This window comes from Desulfovibrio sp. JC010 (assembly GCF_010470675.1).
GTDB lineage: Bacteria > Desulfobacterota > Desulfovibrionia > Desulfovibrionales > Desulfovibrionaceae > Maridesulfovibrio.
Genome location: NZ_VOIQ01000019.1, coordinates 40,381 through 58,897 on the forward strand (window position 1 = coordinate 40,381; position 18,517 = coordinate 58,897).

General features: G+C 44.7%; 24 protein-coding genes and 1 pseudogene. 9 read left to right on the forward strand and 16 right to left on the reverse strand.

Annotated features, from left to right (window positions below; genetic code table 11):
* Window positions 1-99: 99 nt before the first annotated feature.
* Together feoB and FMR86_RS18235 are read right to left on the reverse strand one after the other, a co-directional pair.
* The gene (gene feoB, locus FMR86_RS18230; RefSeq protein WP_163352837.1) at window positions 100-2,289 is read right to left on the reverse strand and encodes a ferrous iron transport protein B; all 2,190 of its coding nucleotides are present in this window, start codon (window positions 2,287-2,289) and stop codon (window positions 100-102) included.
* A gap of 3 nt (window positions 2,290-2,292) precedes the next feature.
* The gene (locus tag FMR86_RS18235; RefSeq protein ID WP_163352838.1) at window positions 2,293-2,526 is read right to left on the reverse strand and encodes a FeoA domain-containing protein; all 234 of its coding nucleotides are present in this window, start codon (window positions 2,524-2,526) and stop codon (window positions 2,293-2,295) included.
* 338 nt (window positions 2,527-2,864) lie between these two features.
* Between FMR86_RS18235 and FMR86_RS18240 the strand changes: the two are divergent.
* From FMR86_RS18240 to FMR86_RS18250, 3 genes and pseudogenes are all read left to right on the forward strand, one after another.
* A pseudogene (locus FMR86_RS18240) lies at window positions 2,865-3,124 on the forward strand (YnfA family protein); the annotation flags it as partial.
* Between the two features lie 208 nt (window positions 3,125-3,332).
* Window positions 3,333-3,971 (forward strand): ParA family protein, encoded by a 639-nt coding sequence (locus FMR86_RS18245; protein ID WP_163352839.1) that lies wholly within the window; start codon window positions 3,333-3,335, stop codon window positions 3,969-3,971.
* Window positions 3,964-4,188 (forward strand): hypothetical protein, encoded by a 225-nt coding sequence (locus FMR86_RS18250; protein WP_163352840.1) that lies wholly within the window; start codon window positions 3,964-3,966, stop codon window positions 4,186-4,188. The genes FMR86_RS18245 and FMR86_RS18250 overlap by 8 nt, the downstream gene beginning before the upstream one ends.
* A 92-nt stretch (window positions 4,189-4,280) precedes the next feature.
* Here the strand turns inward: FMR86_RS18250 and traI are convergent, their stop codons facing one another.
* From traI to FMR86_RS18275, 4 genes are all read right to left on the reverse strand, one after another.
* The gene (gene traI, locus FMR86_RS20635; protein WP_239057290.1) at window positions 4,281-5,909 is read right to left on the reverse strand and encodes a TraI/MobA(P) family conjugative relaxase; all 1,629 of its coding nucleotides are present in this window, start codon (window positions 5,907-5,909) and stop codon (window positions 4,281-4,283) included.
* Window positions 5,906-6,223 (reverse strand): conjugal transfer protein TraJ, encoded by a 318-nt coding sequence (locus FMR86_RS18265; protein WP_163352841.1) that lies wholly within the window; start codon window positions 6,221-6,223, stop codon window positions 5,906-5,908. The genes traI and FMR86_RS18265 overlap by 4 nt, the downstream gene beginning before the upstream one ends.
* Window positions 6,224-6,547: 324 nt before the next feature.
* Window positions 6,548-7,036: a hypothetical protein gene (locus FMR86_RS18270; protein ID WP_163352842.1), complete on the reverse strand. Its 489-nt coding sequence runs from the start codon at window positions 7,034-7,036 to the stop codon at window positions 6,548-6,550.
* Window positions 7,027-7,563 (reverse strand): AHH domain-containing protein, encoded by a 537-nt coding sequence (locus FMR86_RS18275; protein WP_163352843.1) that lies wholly within the window; start codon window positions 7,561-7,563, stop codon window positions 7,027-7,029. Before FMR86_RS18275 ends, FMR86_RS18270 begins: the two co-directional genes overlap by 10 nt.
* A gap of 190 nt (window positions 7,564-7,753) precedes the next feature.
* Here FMR86_RS18275 and FMR86_RS18280 point away from each other — a divergent pair, with 190 nt between their 5' ends.
* The 3 genes from FMR86_RS18280 to FMR86_RS18290 all read left to right on the forward strand — a co-directional run bounded on the left by FMR86_RS18280 (window position 7,754) and on the right by FMR86_RS18290 (window position 9,917).
* Window positions 7,754-8,077: a helix-turn-helix domain-containing protein gene (locus FMR86_RS18280; RefSeq protein WP_163352844.1), complete on the forward strand. Its 324-nt coding sequence runs from the start codon at window positions 7,754-7,756 to the stop codon at window positions 8,075-8,077.
* A 204-nt stretch (window positions 8,078-8,281) separates the two neighbouring features.
* Window positions 8,282-8,932, forward strand: a complete 651-nt coding sequence (locus tag FMR86_RS18285) for a hypothetical protein (protein ID WP_163352845.1) — start codon at window positions 8,282-8,284, stop codon at window positions 8,930-8,932.
* A 64-nt stretch (window positions 8,933-8,996) separates the two neighbouring features.
* On the forward strand, window positions 8,997-9,917 hold the full coding sequence (locus FMR86_RS18290; protein ID WP_163352846.1) for a hypothetical protein: 921 nt from the start codon (window positions 8,997-8,999) through the stop codon (window positions 9,915-9,917).
* Between the two features lie 28 nt (window positions 9,918-9,945).
* Here FMR86_RS18290 and FMR86_RS18295 read toward each other — a convergent pair whose 3' ends face one another.
* The 4 genes from FMR86_RS18295 to FMR86_RS18310 form a co-directional block, all read right to left on the reverse strand.
* Window positions 9,946-11,046 carry a Fic family protein gene (locus tag FMR86_RS18295; RefSeq protein ID WP_163352847.1) on the reverse strand — a complete coding sequence of 367 codons (1,101 nt, stop codon included), beginning with the start codon at window positions 11,044-11,046 and terminating at the stop codon, window positions 9,946-9,948.
* Between the two features lie 100 nt (window positions 11,047-11,146).
* Window positions 11,147-11,473, reverse strand: a complete 327-nt coding sequence (locus FMR86_RS18300; protein ID WP_163352848.1) for a hypothetical protein — start codon at window positions 11,471-11,473, stop codon at window positions 11,147-11,149.
* Between the two features lie 10 nt (window positions 11,474-11,483).
* Window positions 11,484-12,269, reverse strand: coding sequence for a hypothetical protein (locus FMR86_RS18305; RefSeq protein ID WP_163352849.1), 786 nt, complete (start codon window positions 12,267-12,269; stop codon window positions 11,484-11,486).
* Window positions 12,266-13,171, reverse strand: coding sequence for a hypothetical protein (locus tag FMR86_RS18310; protein WP_163352850.1), 906 nt, complete (start codon window positions 13,169-13,171; stop codon window positions 12,266-12,268). Before FMR86_RS18310 ends, FMR86_RS18305 begins: the two co-directional genes overlap by 4 nt.
* A gap of 468 nt (window positions 13,172-13,639) precedes the next feature.
* Between FMR86_RS18310 and FMR86_RS18315 the strand changes: the two genes are divergently transcribed.
* Window positions 13,640-14,272 (forward strand): phosphatase PAP2 family protein, encoded by a 633-nt coding sequence (locus tag FMR86_RS18315; RefSeq protein WP_163352851.1) that lies wholly within the window; start codon window positions 13,640-13,642, stop codon window positions 14,270-14,272.
* A 95-nt stretch (window positions 14,273-14,367) separates the two neighbouring features.
* On the forward strand, window positions 14,368-15,384 hold the full coding sequence (locus tag FMR86_RS18320; RefSeq protein ID WP_163352852.1) for a substrate-binding domain-containing protein: 1,017 nt from the start codon (window positions 14,368-14,370) through the stop codon (window positions 15,382-15,384).
* Window positions 15,385-15,449: 65 nt separating this feature from the next.
* Here FMR86_RS18320 and FMR86_RS18325 read toward each other — a convergent pair whose 3' ends face one another.
* The 5 genes from FMR86_RS18325 to FMR86_RS18345 form a co-directional block, all read right to left on the reverse strand.
* Window positions 15,450-16,157, reverse strand: coding sequence for a cytochrome c biogenesis protein CcdA (locus FMR86_RS18325; RefSeq protein ID WP_163352853.1), 708 nt, complete (start codon window positions 16,155-16,157; stop codon window positions 15,450-15,452).
* Between the two features lie 3 nt (window positions 16,158-16,160).
* Complete coding sequence (locus tag FMR86_RS18330; RefSeq protein WP_373682503.1) at window positions 16,161-16,586, reverse strand: thioredoxin family protein; 426 nt, start codon at window positions 16,584-16,586, stop codon at window positions 16,161-16,163.
* 17 nt (window positions 16,587-16,603) lie between these two features.
* Window positions 16,604-16,837: a thioredoxin family protein gene (locus FMR86_RS18335; protein ID WP_163352855.1), complete on the reverse strand. Its 234-nt coding sequence runs from the start codon at window positions 16,835-16,837 to the stop codon at window positions 16,604-16,606.
* A 165-nt stretch (window positions 16,838-17,002) separates the two neighbouring features.
* Window positions 17,003-17,317, reverse strand: a complete 315-nt coding sequence (locus FMR86_RS18340) for a hypothetical protein (RefSeq protein ID WP_163352856.1) — start codon at window positions 17,315-17,317, stop codon at window positions 17,003-17,005.
* Between the two features lie 27 nt (window positions 17,318-17,344).
* Window positions 17,345-17,779, reverse strand: a complete 435-nt coding sequence (locus FMR86_RS18345; protein WP_163352857.1) for a DUF5675 family protein — start codon at window positions 17,777-17,779, stop codon at window positions 17,345-17,347.
* Window positions 17,780-17,826: 47 nt separating this feature from the next.
* Here FMR86_RS18345 and FMR86_RS18350 point away from each other — a divergent pair, with 47 nt between their 5' ends.
* On the forward strand, window positions 17,827-18,333 hold the full coding sequence (locus FMR86_RS18350; protein ID WP_163352858.1) for an ABC transporter substrate-binding protein: 507 nt from the start codon (window positions 17,827-17,829) through the stop codon (window positions 18,331-18,333).
* Window positions 18,334-18,335: 2 nt separating this feature from the next.
* Here FMR86_RS18350 and FMR86_RS20710 read toward each other — a convergent pair whose 3' ends face one another.
* Window positions 18,336-18,470, reverse strand: coding sequence for a hypothetical protein (locus FMR86_RS20710; protein ID WP_275406946.1), 135 nt, complete (start codon window positions 18,468-18,470; stop codon window positions 18,336-18,338).
* Window positions 18,471-18,517 lie beyond the last annotated feature (47 nt).

Below are 18,517 nucleotides of genomic sequence, written 5' to 3' on the forward strand. Positions count from 1 at the left end.
TAACTTTCAAAATCAATCAGACAGTATAGTAGTGCATCAAAATAAAGAAAAACCGCATGCCCTGCCCAAGCAAAGCATGCGGTTTTCAGCATTCTTGATTTAACCGAAACCGAGTGAGGTGCCAGCCTGATAGACAATGACAGCCAGAGCGTAACCGAAACCGAGTGAACCGAAGACCGAGAACAGCCCCCATTTCCAATTGGTTTCGCGGATGATTACCGCCACCGTGACCATGCATGGCACGTAAACCAGCAGAAAGACGATTACCGACCAGATGACCGCAGGTGTCCAGGCCGGGTCCGCCGCCAGCTTGGCACTGAGCGAAGTCGCGTCCTCGGGATCTTCCTCGCCAAGAGAATAAGCCGTTGACATGGTCGAGACAAAAACCTCCTTGGCCGCGAACGCCCCGATAAAGGCGATGTTGGCCTGCCACGGAAATCCTGCGGGATCAGTTACAGGGGTGATAGCCTCACTTATCTGTCCGGCGTAGGAATTTTTCAGGGCTTCCTCGCCTTCTCTGTTACTGATCCTGGCAAGGGCGTCATCAAGTTTTGTTTTTACCTCTTCAGGAGTCCCACTCCATGTTTTGCTCTGCTCGGTGACCTGCGCACGCTGGGTATCGAAAGCCGCCACCTGACCCGGAGTCGGCTGCGGGAATGTCATCAAAGCCCACATGAGCACAGAAATGGCCAGAATGACGGTCCCGGCTTTTTTGATGTATTCCCAGACACGGTCCCAGGTATGGATGGCAACCCCGCGCAGGGTGGGGATGCGGTAAGGCGGCAGTTCCATGACAAAGGGAGTGGCCTCACCTTTGAGCACGGTCCAGCGCAGCAGACGGCCCACGCACAGGGCCAGCACCCACGAAAGCAGGACAATACCGAACATTACATCCGTGGCGTTATCAGGGTAAAATGCTCCGACAATGAGGATATAGGCGGTGGTTTTCGCTCCGCAGACCATGAACGGTGCGGTGAGGATGGTGGCGATGCGTTCCTTGGGACTGCGCAGGGTCCGGCAGGTCATGACTCCGGGAACAGCGCAGCCGCCGGGAAGTCCCCCGGACATAATGAAGGGCATGATGGACATGCCGTGCAGGCCGAAGGCCCGGAAAACCCGGTCAACCATATAAGAAACGCGGGCCATGTAGCCGAGGTCCTCCAGAAAAACGAGCATAGCGAACATGATCAGGATCAGCGGGGTAAAGCCCATGACCGCGCCCACGCCGTCGATGGCCCCGGAGATAATCATGGATTTGAGGAGTCCATCCGGCATGAGCGTATCAACCACACCGGAAATCCAGCCGAAACCGTCTTCAACCCAGCCCTGCGGGATAGCACCCACGTTAAAGGTGATGTAGAACATACCGTACATCACCGCCAGCATGATCAGGGGGCCGAGAAGTTTGTGGGTCAGGATCATATCCACTTTATCGGAGTTATCGAAACGCAGGTTGTCTTCGCGGCTGATTACTCCCTGCTTGAGCAGTGAGTTGATGAACCCGTAGCGGTAGTCGGCCAGCACTGCTTCAGGATAAGTGTCCATGGTTTTCTTGATGTGTTCCGCAACTTCTTTGACCTTGCTTTCCAGCAAGAGGGCCACCTGAGGATTTACTTTCTGGCCGTTTTCAAGAATGATTTCATCTTCTTCAATATATTTGACCGCCAGCCAGTGCGGATTGTAGCGGTCGGTCATAAAATTGTTCTCTTTGATGAGCTCACTCATTTCCTCAATGGCCTGATCAAGGTCATGGCCGTAGGAAATATCCATGGGTGTCCATTTGCCGCCAGTCCTGTCAGCGACTTCCTTGACGTGCTCCATGAGTTCGTCGCGGCCTTCGCCTTTGCGGGCCACGCACTCCACAACCGGAACGCCGAGCAGTTCGGAAAGTTTTTCGGAATCAATGCGGATGCCTTTTTTGCGCACCTCGTCCATCATGTTCAGGCCGAGAACCACCGGAACACCGATTTCCATAAACTGCACCGCAAGATAGAGTGACCGCTCAAGAGAAGTCGCATCCAGCATGTTGATAACCACATCCGGCATCTCGTCAACAATCACATCACGGGCGACAACTTCTTCCATGGAATAGGAAGTCAGAGAGTAAGTTCCGGGAAGATCGACCAGATCAGCCCGGAAATCACCCTTTTCATAATGTCCTTCAGTGCGGTCCACGGTGATACCCGGATAGTTCCCCACACGGGCAGTAGCCCCGGTCAGGGCATTGAACATGGTACTTTTGCCGCAGTTGGGCTGGCCGGATACGGCTACATAATATTTCTTAGCCATGGATTAATTCTCCACGTCAATTGTTATGTAGTCAGCCTCATTATTGCGCAGGGTCAGGGTAAATCCCTTCATGCGCAGGGCTACCGGATCTTTCAGAGGCGCACGGCCAACGACAACCAGCTCGGTTCCCGGAACAAGTCCCATATCCCTGATTCTGCGTCCCAGTTCACCGCTGGCGTTGACAGAAGAGACAATTCCCTTTTGATTTTTTGGCATTTTTCTGAGTGAAATAGACATAACTATCCTTTTGTTATTTTATCAAAAAAATTGACATTCCCTCGACCTATGATGCATGAGGACATTACTGAAATGAAAATGAATGTCAATATCTACAATCATAGATAAAGAATCTTCTTTGTTTACTGCAAACAATATCAAGATTAACCCGGTATTAGAGTCGGTCAGCAATTTTTGCCCGGCTCACAACACTAAAATGTTTGCCATGCCTGAATATGCAACCGACCGCAGGCATTTACTAAATATGCTGATCTTGTCAAGAAGCTTCACGGACAGATAATAGTCTTTTCATTATTGCCAAATGAAGACAAAACAATTGAAGGATAAAAAAGATTACCATGCTGATAGCAAAAACATTTCTTCTCTTTGTTGTTACTGCGCTGGCCGAGATCATAGGCTGCTTTTTACCCTACTACTGGCTGCGCAAGGACGGCCCAGTCTGGCTGCTGATTCCGCCGCCGCGAGTCTGGCTGTTTTCGCATGGCTTTTGACCCTACACCCGGCAGCCAGCGGACGTGTCTATGCTGCCTATGGATGTGTATATGTGGCAACCGCCCTTGCATGGCTTAAATTCGTAGACGGAATGTCCCTGTCAATAACAGATATAGTCGGGGGAATTGTTGCTTTGCTGGGAATGCTCATTATTATCAGCGGCTGGGGAAAGGCTGTTCTTTGATCTGAAAGGAATAAATCAGTTTAGCATTACTTAAAAGAACGGTTCTATTCCGTGAAGACTTGCGATCCGAAGGGGAAAAAGGTATCTCCATGAAAAATGACCCAAGTATACGTTTTATCAGGGGGATGCAATGAAGATCATAACTATGCTGGCGCAAAAAGGCGGAACAGGGAAAACAACCCTTTCCATCCACCTTGCTGCCGTGGCAGCCGGGGGGAACCGTAAAGTTGTCATCGCAGACACCGACCCTCAAGGCAGCTCTTCTGTCTGGAGTGAACGCCGTTCAAAAATTCTGCCTGAAGTTCATAAATATACTGCGCAAAGCCTGAAAAAAGACATCGAAGCCCTCACCGGAGCCGGAACGGAATTCCTCATCATTGATACCCCGCCGCACTCGACCGAGAACGCAACCATTGCCGCTTCCATGGCTGACTTCATTGTCATTCCAAGCCGTCCGGCAATTCTCGATCTGGCAGCAATCGGCGACTCCGTATCCATTGCCAACAAGGTAGGCAAACCCGGTGCCATTGTCCTCAACTGCTGTCCTCCCCCGACCCGCTACGGTGAGACCGCCATTGTGCAGGAAGCACGTGAAGCCTTAGAAACATATGGTATGAATGTAGCCCCCACAGCCATATCCCAGAGGGCCGCGTTCAGTCATGCACTTATCGACGGCAGGACGGTGACGGAATTCGAAGCAAAGGGAAAAGCGGCAGGCGAAGTGCGAACTTTCTGGAAATGGCTGAAAAAGGAGTTGGACCGTGGCTAATCGAGCAAAATTAACTCTGCTCCCCAAAAAAGAAGAGTCTGCACTGCCAGAAATTGAGGCTGCGAACCCGGAAATTGATCTTGTGGAGAACGCTCCCAAGTCTAAACAGGAGCAAGCTGCTCACGCCCCCTCCAAAAGTGGAACCCTCGTCAAAGGTTTGATTTTCGCCGGGCTGACCATTGCTTCGGTGGTTATTTTCAGGCGAAAAATATTTTAAGATCTTTGAATGGTTCTATCTAAATTTACTTATTCTTATGTACAGTGAAGGCCACTCGTCCAATCATCTCAGATGAATCTGTCAACGGGAAATTATATTAAACTTCCCAGACTGGGGGACAATCCCCTCCCCCGCTCGATCATATTACTTGAAACAACAGCCTTCCTCCCAAACATTACCCGTGCAAAATCCTGCGCCACCTGCCTTGCTCCTGAATCATTCACGCTGAAGAAAATCTTATCGCCATTGTCCTTAACCATGGCTCCACTCTTGAGCGTGTAGAGGATATTTCCAGACGAATCCACACGCCAAGTCATTTGATCCAGACTACGTTGATTAGGATCGTTTACGCGCTTGGCCTCTTCTGCCTGCAACTGGAGCATTTTGGAAATGGACAGCAGCCTGCGTTTGTCTTTCCAAGCGAGGCTTGAATCTGATTTGAATTGGCTCTGCTTGATCTTCAGGTCTGAAACGTTTGATGCCGTGCCAGCAAATTCAGGTGAGGGGGTGCTATGAATCGGCTCCTTCTTTGACCGTAAAATCTGCAAAGCTGTTTCATCACCATTTTCAGCCTTCCATTTCAAAAAATCATTCCAACGATTGAAAGGTGTTTGCTGGCGCAACTCCGCACGTTTTTCAGCCATGTCTCTTTTTAAAACTTCCATAGCCGCCGTTTTCCTACTGGTAGCCATAGCAATCAACCGGCTTCGGTCTTTGGGCCTCAGCTTGTTGTCTTTTCTTATGGCCTTGACCTTGGCATCCCAATCAGAATTAATCTGCTTCCAGCGGCCATCCTCTTCTTCGCGCAAAGCCTCATAAACCTTTTTCCTCTTGGCTACAGCGGTCTTGTACTCAGCATAAAGCTCACCCCGCTGTTTATGCTGAGGACGGGCTACGTACCTATCTTTTTCATTCACCATGAACCCTACAGGCTTTTGATAGTGGCCGAGTAGGGCTTCAAGCTTGGGCTTACTAAAATCACGATCAAGTCGGCTGGCCTTGATGGCCGTTTTGGAATGTCTGTCTTTGATGATACAGCCGTTCCCGCGCAGCCGGACCTCGACACCGATCTGTGCCAATGACTTATGAAACTCCTGCCACCCATGCGCAGAGCGCAAGGACTCCAAAATAAAATCCTTGCGCTCCTTTACATATGAATCAAAGGACTGCTGGCCGGAATGGGCTTCATAAGTAGCCGCACGGTCATTATTTCGTTTGGGCTGCAATTCTTTTTGCCTGCCGTTATCGGATTTCAGACCAAACTTTTGTTCCAGATAACGGTGCAGCCGGTCTCGCTTATGAAAATCCCGGTAAGGGTCATGTCGGGTCAGCTTCTCCGGGTGAATCATGTTGTATGCGATGTGCATATGCAGGTTGTTGGTATTCTCATGCACTCCACAATGCCGCTGGTGTTCCTCAAGACCTAAAACCTTGGAAAACTCCTGCTCAATCTCTTTAAATTTTTCAGGCGTAAGGACGGACTCATCTTCCGGCCTGAAGGACACGATCAAGTGATAGGTCTTTTCCTTACGGGTTCGTTTATTCAGATCCTGAGTATCGAGCACTTCCTGAATCGCCAACTCGTAATCATCACCGGCCCAGCAACCAGCACACCATGACATAAGGCTCTTTTCGCCCTTGTGCTTGGCATCAGCAATATATTGGGCCAGCCTCCGGTAATTGTCATTTTGCGGCTTACAGGCAACCCTGCGGCTAATCATATAGATCTCACCTTCTGAACTATCTCTTTTTGAATCTGACCGATTTCTTTGAGCAGTTTCTCGGCTGCATTTCGGTTATCGTCATCATCGAGAATCAGCATCTTCAATAGCCCACCCAGACGGCCCTGATCTCCATTAAGTTTCAAAAGCTCCCGGCGGACTTGCTGATCAGTGCTGCTCTTAATTTCGTGCCCCAGACATACGGCCTTGGCAAAAGCAGACAGCGACAAACTGCACTGTTCTGCGCTTGCATAGATTTGCTCATATTCCTCTATGGAAACGTAGACTTTAATGATTTGTTTTTTACTGGGCACGCATTCCACTTCCTGCTGTTTGTCTTTGCAAATTGCGTTGAGCGAAGACGAATAAGTGCCCTCAACCCCAAGGTTGAGCAGGACGTAAGGTACGCCGCTTTGAAAAAGTGGGCCTACCTTACCTGTCCTGCCTTCGGACGCCAGTGGTATATAATTGATTTTGCTTTATTTGGGCAAGAAATTAAAAAAATACACAATAATATCGTATAGTAAACTATCACAAACGATAATAAAGCATAATAAACTAAAATACAGCAAAAAGGGATGAGTCAGTGTTAAGAATTGCTCGCCAAACAAAAACCTAAAGTATTGGTTTAAAAAATATCAAAACACGATAAAATTGGACTTCGGATAGACAAATTCATCTTCATACAGATCACCTAACCAACCGCAAACCCAATGCCCAGCGTCATAAACTTCGAGTTGATTTGTAAAAAAATTAAAATCTGCATTCTCTGTCAGAGATTCGCCGATCGCTCCGATATGAGGCAGTAGCAGAATAAAATCATCAATATCCTGCTGACATTGAGATAGCAGTTCATGCACCCCAGGAGCCTTGCCAAGGCTCTTCAGCAAAGAGTCTTTACATTCTGAGAAACATCTAGCCCACTCCCCTTTTCTGTCACGAGGGATATTACTCTTGAATGCCTCCCATGCAACGGAATGAGCCTCTTCAAATTCAGCCGACCTCCATAAGCCCACAGCTTGTTCCAAAGAAACGGCACTTGTATAAAAGTCGTTCTGCTGACCTAAATTTTTAAACCAATGGGTCTTGTCTATTTTTTCAAGGACTTCGCTATAAATTAGTACCATGGGTCTTTTGCTCCATATTTTTCATGCAATGGCTCCCCTTCTTCAAGCCGTTCACGGAAATTGGACTGAATCTTCGATACTAGTTCTCTTGTTTTAGCCGCAGAAGCATTTGGAGGAATTTTATCAAGCTCATTCTTTACAGCGGCAGTGTATAATGGATGCCCGCCTCGATGAAGAGGCAAAATTGGATCAACCCCCGGTTTAGTTGGCAGAGCAATACCGTTTGCTTCTTCATCCATATCCATCCCAATTTTTCTTAGTGCCCTATGGTTTCTTAGCTGAAGGGGAATAATGTGGTGTGCAGCATAGTTTCTCATAAAATCGCAGCCAATCCTACGCCTTAAAACATCACTCGATCCTCCATAGGTTCTACCTAGACCTCGGCTTATCGAATTTATTTTAATATTCGCCGTATTGTTAGCTGCTGAAGCAAACGATTTAGCTATCTTTTCATGTACCGATAGGACATCTGCATTTGAATTTTCAACTGTGCCGCAGCCAGTCAAAAGCAGTATGAAAACCGCCATGACCAGAGATAGAATCTTTGTTCGCACTAACATAATGAAATCAACCCAACGGAGGCAGTTAATGAGTTAAAAACATGATTTTCCTAACTCATTTTCAAGAATTAGCAAGAATTTATGGCTTTATTTTTCCAAAATTAGCATGTTTTAATAAGTCAACGACACGGCCATTATATGATTCAAGGAGTCATATATGGCTGAAATTTCGATATTAGTTGGCAAAAGGATACGAGAGCTACGTAAGAAAAAAGGGCTGACTCAAGCCCAATTAGGCAGTGAAGCTGATATAAATGATAAATATATCAGCGAAATAGAAAGAGGTTCGAGCAAGCTTACTGTGAATGCTTTAAATAAGATTGCCCTTGCTCTGAAAGTATCTGCCAAAGACATTCTGGACTTCGACACAATCAAACCGACGCGCAAAGAACTCGAAGAAGATTTGGCGTGGATGATCGGGAAAACAAGCGATGAACAAATTATATTTCTTCATAAGCTTGTTACTGAGATATTGAAATAATTGATGGCAGAACTAAAAGCGAACTAGGTAGATACGCAACAAAACATCTACCAAACAATGCATATGCTTAACTAAATTTCAAGGACTTGCGTCAACCAAACGTGAGTCCTTTTTATTTGGGCAACAGGTATATATTTTCATCCAAATTGATTATAGGTTCAGACATGCGAAAATCTTTCATCAAATTCAAATAGGTAGGCAGTGATGGATATTTGGAAACAGGAATGGGGCGAACTTCTTCAAACAGCTTATAACAACGCAGCTGACGGCCTTGAAAAATCTGACTCAACGCGAAGTATCGATCAAGTCTTTGCAACCATACTCCAGCTTTGGGTCAGTAGCATAAAAGTGAAAGATGAATGGGAGTTTTACTTAAGCAACCCAGAGAATACTAGATACTACTATGGCACCGCTAGATCAAAGAAATTTGAAGAAGACTTCACTTTTGGTCTGTATGACGGAAAACTGTACCTTGATATCAGTTTTGTACACCCATATCGTCTTCAGTATATGAGTGACGAATTCTGGGCCCATTTGATTGAATTGGACAAATGCGGAAATTGTTCATTTATTGAAAACGCGGGCCTAGGTGGAGAAGGCGGTAAAATTTCAAAAAAATATACATCTTCAAAAAGCAATATTTTTAATATCGTAAAAAATTATCTTTTACTTGAAATATATGGCGAAGGCTCAGGAGACTTAGGAGGAATAGAAGTAATGTGGCCTATGGATGTAGACAAAAATGAACTACTATTGAATGGAGCTACAGCCGTATATCACATGTATAAAATGAATTACCTGCTTTACCGAAGCTACAATCAATATTTGAGTAGTTGGAAGAAAAAACATTCGTAGCCCACACCATAATTTATTTTCTCCAAATACTCACTGACATCTAACTAAGGTATACTATAAAATTATGACACTTCTTTATGAAATTCAGGAATCCATAGTCCAGAATGACGCAAACCTAGGTCCTATTCTTTTAAAACTTAGATTTTTAGCTTCGCGACTTGGGAGTAACGACTTAGCAGACTGGATTAATTATGAATCGGAAGGTTATCCTAAAAACGTAGAAGTCCCCCCATATAGAACGACTGACCTAACGTACCGAGGAACATTTTCTGGACCGTTTGGTTCTGGTATTCAAAATGCTCAGATTGCCCCATATATAATCGAAAAATACGCAGGTGAAAGCTGGGTAAAGTACAGCATTAGGGAAAGCATAGCCACAATTGACGATTTAGCTAAACAAAGCAAAGAGGGTGGTGGTTCATTGCGTATAGATGCTTCAGACTTAATTTTGCTAATGCAAAATAAAATATATGAAGGGTATGCATGCAATGAGATCATCGCTTCGATTTCATGCTCTGCCCTTTCAAACATACAGCAAGCTGTTAAAAACAAAATACTAGAATTAACAATCGAACTAGAAAAATCAGTACCGGAATCAGTGAACATAACATTTGGAGCGCGAAGCAATAAGGACGTTGACTCAAATAAAGTTACACATATATCACAACAAATAATATATGGGGATGTAACAAATGCCGTCTCAGGAACAAATTCATCACTAACAAACAACCTTCCTGAGGGAGATATACAAGCCTTAATTGATCATTTCAGACATGCTGGAATCAATACTAAAGACGCTACAGAATTAGCGGGTATTATGCAGAATGATACTCCAGAAAGTACAGAAGAACCTCTTGGTACCAGAACCAAACAATGGTTAACTTCCAACTTAGACAAAGCGGCAAAAGGTGCATGGAAAATTGGATTTACCGCAGCAAACAGCCTCATAACAGAAGCCGCTTTAAAATATTATGGCTTGAAGTAAAATGCGTTATACTATTTTTTCATAAACACTAGCTCAGCCGATAACTAGTACTCCGCCCACCTCCGGGGTTCTGGACCAGTATTCCGCGCTCTTTCAAATCCTTAATGTCACGCAGAGCGGTATCTGTGGAACACTTGGCCAACTTGGCATACTTTGAAGAGTTCATGTATCCCTTGAAGTTTTCGTCGAGCATACGCTCAAGCACGGACCGCTGACGGTCATTAATCGGTGATTGCTGGGAGATCCGTTCCCAGAGGCTGGCTTTATGGAGCACATGGCTCAGTGTGGATTCGGCATTGATCAGGGCTTCTTTCAGGCAATCCAGAAACCACTCCAGCCATTTGGTGATTTCCGGCGTGCCGCGCTGCTGCCGTTCCAGATGGGAATAGTAATCCTTGCGCTTCAGCTCAATCTGCGTGGACATGCTGTAGTACCGCTCTGCCGCGCCATCAGCACGAGCCAAGGCCATATCCGCGATTGTACGCGCAATACGTCCGTTACCGTCTTCAAAGGGGTGAATGGTAACAAACCACAGGTGGGCTATTCCGGCACGCAGAACCGGATCAGTATCATCTTCGCTCTCGAACCATTCCAGAAATTTTGCCATCTCATCTTCAAGGCGATCAGCATCCGGTGCTTCAAAATGGACTTTCTCGCGTCCCATTGGCCCGGAAATAACCTGCATGGCTCCAACTTCCGCAGGCCGCCAGTCTGCAACGGTAATCCGCTTGATGCCGCTGCGCCCCATTGGGAAAAGAGCCGCGTGCCAGTCACAAAGCCGATCCTTGGTCAACGGTTCCGCATATCGCTGCGTGGCATCGAGCATCATTTCAACTATGCCGTCCACATCCCGCCCTGCGGGTTTCAGTCCGGCAATGTCGATTCCCAGTCGCTGGGCAATAGAGGACCGTACCTCTTCTGGATTGAGGAGTTCCCCTTCTATGGCTGATGAATGAACGATGTCATTGGTAAGAGTCTTCAGGCCCGCCTCATTTCTCAGATCAAAGCCCAGATTACCAATCTTACCCAGCAGCACGCCCTGCCGATGGCGCACGTCTGCCAGTTTGGAAATGAGCTTTTCAGCGTTCCATGAGAAGTTCGGCCAGTCTTGATGTTCGTGTATCCACATTGCTTTTGCCCTTGTTTGCGGGGAATGTGGGTGTTATTCGCCGCAGGTTTTGCGGTGATTGTAAGTTTTATTTACCGCAAAGGCAATGAACAAAATATCACTAGTTCGTGTAATAATCCTCATCACTTGGTTCAAGAGACTCAGTAATCCAAGTTGTATCTTGACCTTGCATTTCAGTATACTGACTTAACAAAAACATATCAGGATCTACTGGTTCAACCGTAAAGGTCTGCATAGTTCCTTCAGCAAACATTAAATCAGGATCTCCAGGCTCAATTGTCCGAGTCTCAACTGTTGAATCACTCAAGTATAAATCTGGATCAGTTCCTTCAATCGTTTTTGTTACTGTAGTTTCATAATTTGAGTTAGCTTGGTTTGAAGGAGCCAACTTTATTGTCTGTGAATAGTTCATAATATAAGGCTTCATAATATATCTCCTAAAAATTTAAAATAACATTAAATGTGTTGTTAAAATCAGCTATAAATATTTTTTTAACTAAATATGAGACTGCCGCAGTTATAAAAAACCAAAATATTTTTTGCTCTAAATTTAAAACATAATTTGAAATACAATAATTCTGAGCTTCATTCATTACTTTGTGTGCGTAATACATTTCTAAGAGCTTTTGCTTAGAAGGATTTGTTTTCAGTTCTTTGAAAGTTGGCTTTTCATAGCTTTTGGAAGCCATGTATTTAATTAGAATATTTATTATGCCTACTAAAAAATATACTCCATACATTGATAGTGCAGCAAAAATGAAACCCCAAACAGAATCGAAATTACGTCCAAAAGCACTAGGCAACAAACTAATAAACAGAGGGATAAAAATTGAAAGAATAACGAGATATATAGATACCTTTGTATGGAAATGATTCTTGGTATCTGTAGCTAGACCAATGGAATCTTTGATGTAATCAAGCTCCACTTCAACCCCTTCATCACCCAATCCTTTAGAATGTTCCCGATAATCAGAAATGGCCTGATCAAATTTAGACAAATTAGGCCAAGGGCTAATATCATCCAATGCTAGGCCCTTAAAAAGCGAAAACTTTTTTTCATAAAAAGAAAAAAAGTAATATATTTTAGTGCCAAAGGAAAATCTTAATAAAGAGATTCTTAACTTTGCTCCCAACCTATAATCATCATAACAACTGTCACAAGTGAAGGAAATGAATGGGACTGCACGTAGCAAAATCAAAATAATTTTTTGGACTAGGCTCACTTCATTAATTCCTTTATCAGCTCATCTGAAATACATATCCCTGTTTCAAACTCTAACCATCCCCACTGCCCATTCGCATTTAGCTCTAAAAAATAGTACTCATCATCTTTAACAACAAAATCAAAACAGCCAAATTGCATATCTACCTCATCCAGCATCTGACAACACTTCGAATAAATATCATTAGGTAGCTCTACTACAGAATACTTATTCTTAGCTTCCGGCTTTCTCCAATCGATATGATTAGTTGAATGTATTGCAAATGAATAAGCCTTTCTGCCCACAAAAACAATTCGTACATCAAAATCCTTAGCAACAAAATGTTGAAAATAAGCAGGACAGCACTTGAGTTGATCTAAAGGAATAGAATGGTCAAACAAATTAGTTTGCACAAACTCCTTTTCATCAGAATGTATAACTTCACCATAGGCGATAGGTTTCACTATCGATTTTGTAGCACATACATTTTGTACAGTAGAAATAGAATTAGTTATTGCCATATAAGGCAAACTCAATCCACATTTACGGGCAATTTCAATCTGATATATTTTATTATTCGCTCTTCTAAGTATGCTTGGCTTTGTTATACACTTTCCAGTATGTGATTCTATAATTCCATCAATTACAGAAAAAATTTCTCTGTAGGCAAATTCATGATATTCATTACTTAAAAAAGGACTTAGGTCAGGAAGACTAGGTTTTCGATAATATATCGAATCTGAATGCTTGAAATCATAATGATCATTTTTAGATTTGATTGATATACTATCAATTAGAATTGATATTTCAAATTCATAAAACAAATCCACATCTAGCCTAAAAAAAGAAATATCACTATATTTACCTACAAGATAATCCACTGTACGATCATTTGAGCTAGTGATCACAAATATTTTCTTCAAAACAATCTCACTACATTTAATCAAGCATACGAATCGACTTTGAGCCAACCAACCGAAAGAACGTCAGCGTCATAAATATACCCTTTATCACCAAAATCCAATACCGAACCACATAGGACAAAAAACCAAATTTTTATTCAGAATTTCCTCCACCACGAGTACCCACACGAGTACACCAATTTTTCAAACACAAAAAATCAATACATCCCGACATCATACACCATCAATTCGATGTCCCCCGCCTCCACCGTTTCATTTCGCCCGAGAAAAAATCCCGACCTTTCTTGGAAAGGCCGGGATTTTTGTTGCCCTAAAGGATTTTCTACTGATCATAATCAGTAAACGAAACATACGGTAATACCCTTAACTATGTATCCTGTCCCACATTAACTTTATTTCTATACCCTGCCCCCAAAGCTTGATTCCAATTCAAAGTAATGGAAATATAATTAATTAAAGGAATCAAACATGAAAAAAACACCCTCCCCCATCATCTACGCAGGACTTATACTGGCGTTAATATCCATCGGATATTTCTTTCTGGATCGCCCTATTTCGCTGGTAGCCTATGAATTGCGGGATACTTTCTGGCACACTCTGGCCGTTAATGTTTCAAAATTCAGCAACCACTTTGTGACCAATGTGCTCGTGGCGGCAGGACTGGTTTACGCAAGCTGGGACGGAATCAAAAACGGCCTGACACACCGCTCCAAATCCATCATCTATATTTGCGCTACTGTGGCCTGCGCCATGATCATCGGTGATACTTTCAAGGAACTTTGCGGTCGGGCCAGACCGCCGCTGCTGTTTGAAAAAGGGATCTACGGATTCTTTCCCATGTCGGGCGGCTATTTGCACCATTCCTTCCCGTCCGGGCATACCCTGCGCATATTTTCATCTATGACCGCAGTTGGTTTCATATTGCCGAGACTTCGCGTTCCGGCCCTGACTCTGGCCGTGCTTGTGGGGGCTTCCCGGGTATTTGCACTCAAGCATTACCCCTCTGATGTCCTGTTCGGAGCGGCAATCGGTATAACCACTGCTGTCTGCGGCTGGCACCTTTTCGCATCCGCCCTGTCGGATAAAAGCAGCCGCAACTAAAAACGAAAGATAGACACACAGCCCCACTTGAATGAACAACCGCATAGAGTTAAACTCAACCTACAAATTACCCGCCAACTTCCAAGGGAGCCAAGATGAAAATACGCAATTCGAACGGAATAAAATTCCTGACCATACTCTTTTTACTCATATCGATCCTCTGGATTCCGCATGCTGCCGATGCAACCGACAGTGCTGCATCCAAAAAATTACGTATCGCGGTAATCCCGGAACGTCCTGATCTGGACTTCTGGAAATTACTTAGAAAAGGTGTCAGGAAAGCCGCAATTGACGATGGCAGCGTCAAGGTTCTCTGGATCAGCCCCAAGGGAGGAAGCCTTAAGGCCCAGCAAAGAAAAGTTGAATGGTGCATTGAGAACAAAGTTGATGCCATTGTTGTTTCACCGCTGCACGGCTTGAAAATGAAACCGGTGATAGATGAAGCCATACGCAACGGAATACCTGTAATTCAGATGGTTTCCCGCATTACCTTCGGTGAGAATACAAGCTATATTCATTCCAACAATTTTCATGGCGGAGAGTTGGCCGCCCAGTATCTGGATAAAAAGCTGAAAGGCAAAGGCTCTGTTGTTCTGGGTATGTTTGAAAGAGGCAACTCACCTGTTGTTCAGCGGGTGGACGGATTTAAACACCAGCTTGAAAAATCCGGATCAAAAATTAAAATCGCCAAATCTTTCTATTTAGATGAACATGCAAAACACAACCGGGCAAAAATCCGTATTGCCATGTGGGGCGACAGAGAAAGCCTGCGTAAAAAATCCAGAATCGCTGCTGTTATCGGCATGAGCGAAAGCAGCTGCGAAACATTAATCAATATCCTCAAAAAAATGGGCAAGATGAATGATTACACTTTTGTTTCATTCAATCCCGACCCGAACATGGTTCAGGAAATTAAAAATGGAGTAATTGCCGCAGGCATCGCACAGGACCCGTACGAAATAGGAAGGCTTGCAGTTGAACAGGCGGCAATGGCTGCCAGAGGGCATAAAATTCCCGCAGAGACAATGACCGAAGTTTATCTGGTAACCAAAGAAAATTTATCGCAGCCTAAAATTCAGGAAATACTGGGCTTGAAAGACCGCACTATGTAAATCTCAAAAGCAAAAGCAGCGCATTCCACCATTTGGCGGGATGCGCTGCTTTTTTATTATCAGATCTAAATCAGCGTCATGAATGGCCGGACTACAAAATATAACCCCAGACAGCCGATTGTTACCCCGGCCAGCTTGCGAAAGATATTTCCGCCCTGCTGCCAGCTGCTGCTTTCCAGCATTCGCCGGACCAATGCAGTGGAGCTTCCGGCAACGGCAATAGGCAGACAATGACCGATGCCGAAAAGAAGGATCAGCAGAATCCCGGTTGCAACCTGACCCTGCACGGTAATTATCGCCAGAATAGGCGCGATAAAACCGAATGTACATGAGCCGGAAAGAATTCCGTATGCCAGCCCGAGCACAAAAGCTCCGGCGTATCCCTTAAGTTTGAGCCTGCCCATAAGGCTACCGGGCATGGAGCAGCTGGTGAGACCGAGCATATCCATTGCCACCCAGATGAGCACCGCACCGACTATAATTGTCCACCACGGCCCCACATCGCCCATGAGCCTGCCCAGCATTGCGCAGACTGTACCGATAACGGCAATGGTAATGAACAGACCAAGCGTAAACAGGCCGGCATAGACAGATGCCCTGCGCCCTTCCACCAGCTCATTCTGCCCGCCTACATAGCCGACAATAAGCGGTATGGAAGCAAGATGGCATGGCGAAAAAAGCACACTGACCATCCCCCAGAGCAGACACCCCAGAGCGGCTAAGGCCGTGCCGCTGACCATCCATTCATTAATAGCTATCAGAAATTGATCCATGGCTTATTTGACGCCCAGTTCAGTCAGTTTGGCAACGATGCTCTTCTTGTCCATGAAACCCACATGCCGATATTGTTCCCTACCCTGCGCATCATAAAAAATCTGGGTAGGAATGGACCGGATGCCGTATTTGGAACCTTCTTCGCGGTGCTCCCAGACATCGATAAAAGCAATGGCCGCCCGCCCGTCGTACTCCTTGGACAACTCCTCAATTATCGGAGTCATCATCTTGCAGGGAACACAGGAATGAGCACCGATATCCACCATGGTAACCATCCCCTCAATGGGCAGTTTGTGCGGTTTCCCTGAAATAAGTTCTGCAGCTCTGGCCGCGTTTTTGTTCGATTCTTCAGCATCCGCAGCACACGCGCCAAGGCTGACCACCAGCAACAGACATACAATCAGCAGTAAAATTTTCTTGAACACAATGACTCCCGAATATCGATTTATTGCTTCAACCATTTAATTACATCATTTTTAGCGGGAACCTTACCCACAACCTTTACATCACCGTCAATGGCCACCGCAGGTGTGGAAAATACGCCCATCATAGCGATCTCCTGAAAATCGCTGACTTTGACAACTTCTGCGTCAATGCCCAGTTCAGCAACAGCTTCCTTTACAATCTTTTCAGCCTTGGCGCACTTAGGGCAGCCGGGTCCGAGTACTTGAATTTTCATTATTTTCTCCATACTTGAATTTAAACTCAACCAATATATTTGGCAATATTGCCAAATAGAAAAACTGTCAAGTATGATTAAAATTTAGGCAGTTCAAACAGGCAAAAAAACCTCCTGAACCGCTAACGATTCAGGAGGTTTTATCATGATCTTTTTAGACAGATCCTACTTCATTCCACGCTTGGAAGCCTTAAGCGGGTTAACCATCTTGGCCTTACCAGCGGTAACAGTCTTGATCAGATGTTTATTCTCTTCGAAAAGATCAAATGTTTCAAAGCCGTTTTCTTCCAGCAAATCCCAGAAAACCTGCCGAGTTACTCCATACCGATTCACATCAGCATGTTTTTTATCAACCCTGCTCTGTTCAGTAAGGTACAAACCTTTACTGTCAATTGCGAGCAGCTTCTTTTCCCCATTAAGCTCTACTTCCTGAATAATCATATCTGAAGTGGTGCCGAATCTGTTTACTCCGTCAAGCATATGCTTCTCCGATTTTATGTTAAAACATTATTGAGATTGAATTTCAGATTCACTTAAACCGGATATGGAAATAATGTCAATCTCAGCCTGACTGCTTCCGGACATGGCATTCATAAATTCCCTGAAACCATCTCTGCTTCCAAGGACAGCCCTTTTGCCATTCAGGTATCCGGGCCTGCTTCCAGTCAGCGGGCACCCTTGCGTGTCATCGACCGTATTACCTTTATGGATGCGCACATAAGAACGATGCGGGACATCCTTTATAGTCCAAAGTTCGCATCCTCTTGACGGTGAAAATTCCAATCGAAGCGGATAACGTCCTTGCGGGATGCACGAAACATCCGTCCTGTTATTGCGCCACGGCTCCTCAAGACTCCAGCAAACCGACCTCCCTTCCACCAGCATAACACCGAGAGTTGCTTCTGTGCCCTGCTCAACGCGAATCAATTTTACTTTCTTCATTAAAACCTCCTTAAAATGATTGGTGCAGCCCACCTGTTATTCATTTTATGGATCAAGCGGTCTTAAGAAATCTTGACAAGGTCCATTATTGCAAACCAGTCCGCATAAAGGCATTAAAGTGGAAAAGTATTGAGGACCTGAAAGGCAAAAGAATCGGCGGAACAGCCCACACTGCCTACCCGCTTTTTGAAGAAGCCCAAAAACAGGGAATCCTAACCATCGACCGTGGCGGCAACTATGATATTTTACTGAAAAAACTTCGTCATAATGAAATTGACGCTGTGCCGCTCATCAAAGCTGTTTGCCGTTATTACCAGCTGACAACCATGAATAAAAAAGAACGCGGACAAATCACCTACTCTCCCACGGTCATAGAAAGCAGGCGTTACTACTTGATTTTAAATAAAAAACTTCCTGAAAACAAAACCCTGATTGCTAAATTTAATAAAGGTCTGAGGATTATACGTGAAAACGGTACATACGATAAAATCATCAACGATTCCATCTTCACGAGAGACATAATACTGATACCGGATAATCAGGCTGATCAATAAAATCAGGACTGATTGTTATGAATAGTTACGCGGCCTGAAACGGATTGCAGGACCAGAATGGTCAGCACCGCTACACCCAGATAACGTACGGTCTGTATGCAGTTGCGTGGGTCAACTGCGAGCTGAAAATCTTTCAAACCAATATACGGACGTTAAATATAGAACATCTTTAACGTTGCATTTT

Excerpts from the sequence above, each read along its gene's own strand:
- FMR86_RS18325 (WP_163352853.1), bottom strand. The coding sequence starts at position 16,157 with ATGGATCAATTTCTGATAGCTATTAATGAATGGATGGTCAGCGGCACG.
- FMR86_RS18340 (WP_163352856.1), bottom strand. The coding sequence starts at position 17,317 with ATGCTTGACGGAGTAAACAGATTCGGCACCACTTCAGATATGATTATT.
- FMR86_RS18245 (WP_163352839.1), top strand. The coding sequence starts at position 3,333 with ATGAAGATCATAACTATGCTGGCGCAAAAAGGCGGAACAGGGAAAACA.
- FMR86_RS18275 (WP_163352843.1), bottom strand. The coding sequence starts at position 7,563 with ATGGCGGTTTTCATACTGCTTTTGACTGGCTGCGGCACAGTTGAAAAT.
- FMR86_RS18295 (WP_163352847.1), bottom strand. The coding sequence starts at position 11,046 with ATGTGGATACACGAACATCAAGACTGGCCGAACTTCTCATGGAACGCT.
- traI (WP_239057290.1), bottom strand. The coding sequence starts at position 5,909 with ATGATTAGCCGCAGGGTTGCCTGTAAGCCGCAAAATGACAATTACCGG.
- FMR86_RS18270 (WP_163352842.1), bottom strand. The coding sequence starts at position 7,036 with ATGGTACTAATTTATAGCGAAGTCCTTGAAAAAATAGACAAGACCCAT.
- FMR86_RS18345 (WP_163352857.1), bottom strand. The coding sequence starts at position 17,779 with ATGAAGAAAGTAAAATTGATTCGCGTTGAGCAGGGCACAGAAGCAACT.
- FMR86_RS18285 (WP_163352845.1), top strand. The coding sequence starts at position 8,282 with ATGGATATTTGGAAACAGGAATGGGGCGAACTTCTTCAAACAGCTTAT.
- FMR86_RS18335 (WP_163352855.1), bottom strand. The coding sequence starts at position 16,837 with ATGAAAATTCAAGTACTCGGACCCGGCTGCCCTAAGTGCGCCAAGGCT.
- feoB (WP_163352837.1), bottom strand. The coding sequence starts at position 2,289 with ATGGCTAAGAAATATTATGTAGCCGTATCCGGCCAGCCCAACTGCGGC.
- FMR86_RS18350 (WP_163352858.1), top strand. The coding sequence starts at position 17,827 with ATGGATCAAGCGGTCTTAAGAAATCTTGACAAGGTCCATTATTGCAAA.
- FMR86_RS18315 (WP_163352851.1), top strand. The coding sequence starts at position 13,640 with ATGAAAAAAACACCCTCCCCCATCATCTACGCAGGACTTATACTGGCG.
- FMR86_RS18280 (WP_163352844.1), top strand. The coding sequence starts at position 7,754 with ATGGCTGAAATTTCGATATTAGTTGGCAAAAGGATACGAGAGCTACGT.
- FMR86_RS18300 (WP_163352848.1), bottom strand. The coding sequence starts at position 11,473 with ATGAAGCCTTATATTATGAACTATTCACAGACAATAAAGTTGGCTCCT.
- FMR86_RS18320 (WP_163352852.1), top strand. The coding sequence starts at position 14,368 with ATGAAAATACGCAATTCGAACGGAATAAAATTCCTGACCATACTCTTT.
- FMR86_RS18290 (WP_163352846.1), top strand. The coding sequence starts at position 8,997 with ATGACACTTCTTTATGAAATTCAGGAATCCATAGTCCAGAATGACGCA.
- FMR86_RS18235 (WP_163352838.1), bottom strand. The coding sequence starts at position 2,526 with ATGTCTATTTCACTCAGAAAAATGCCAAAAAATCAAAAGGGAATTGTC.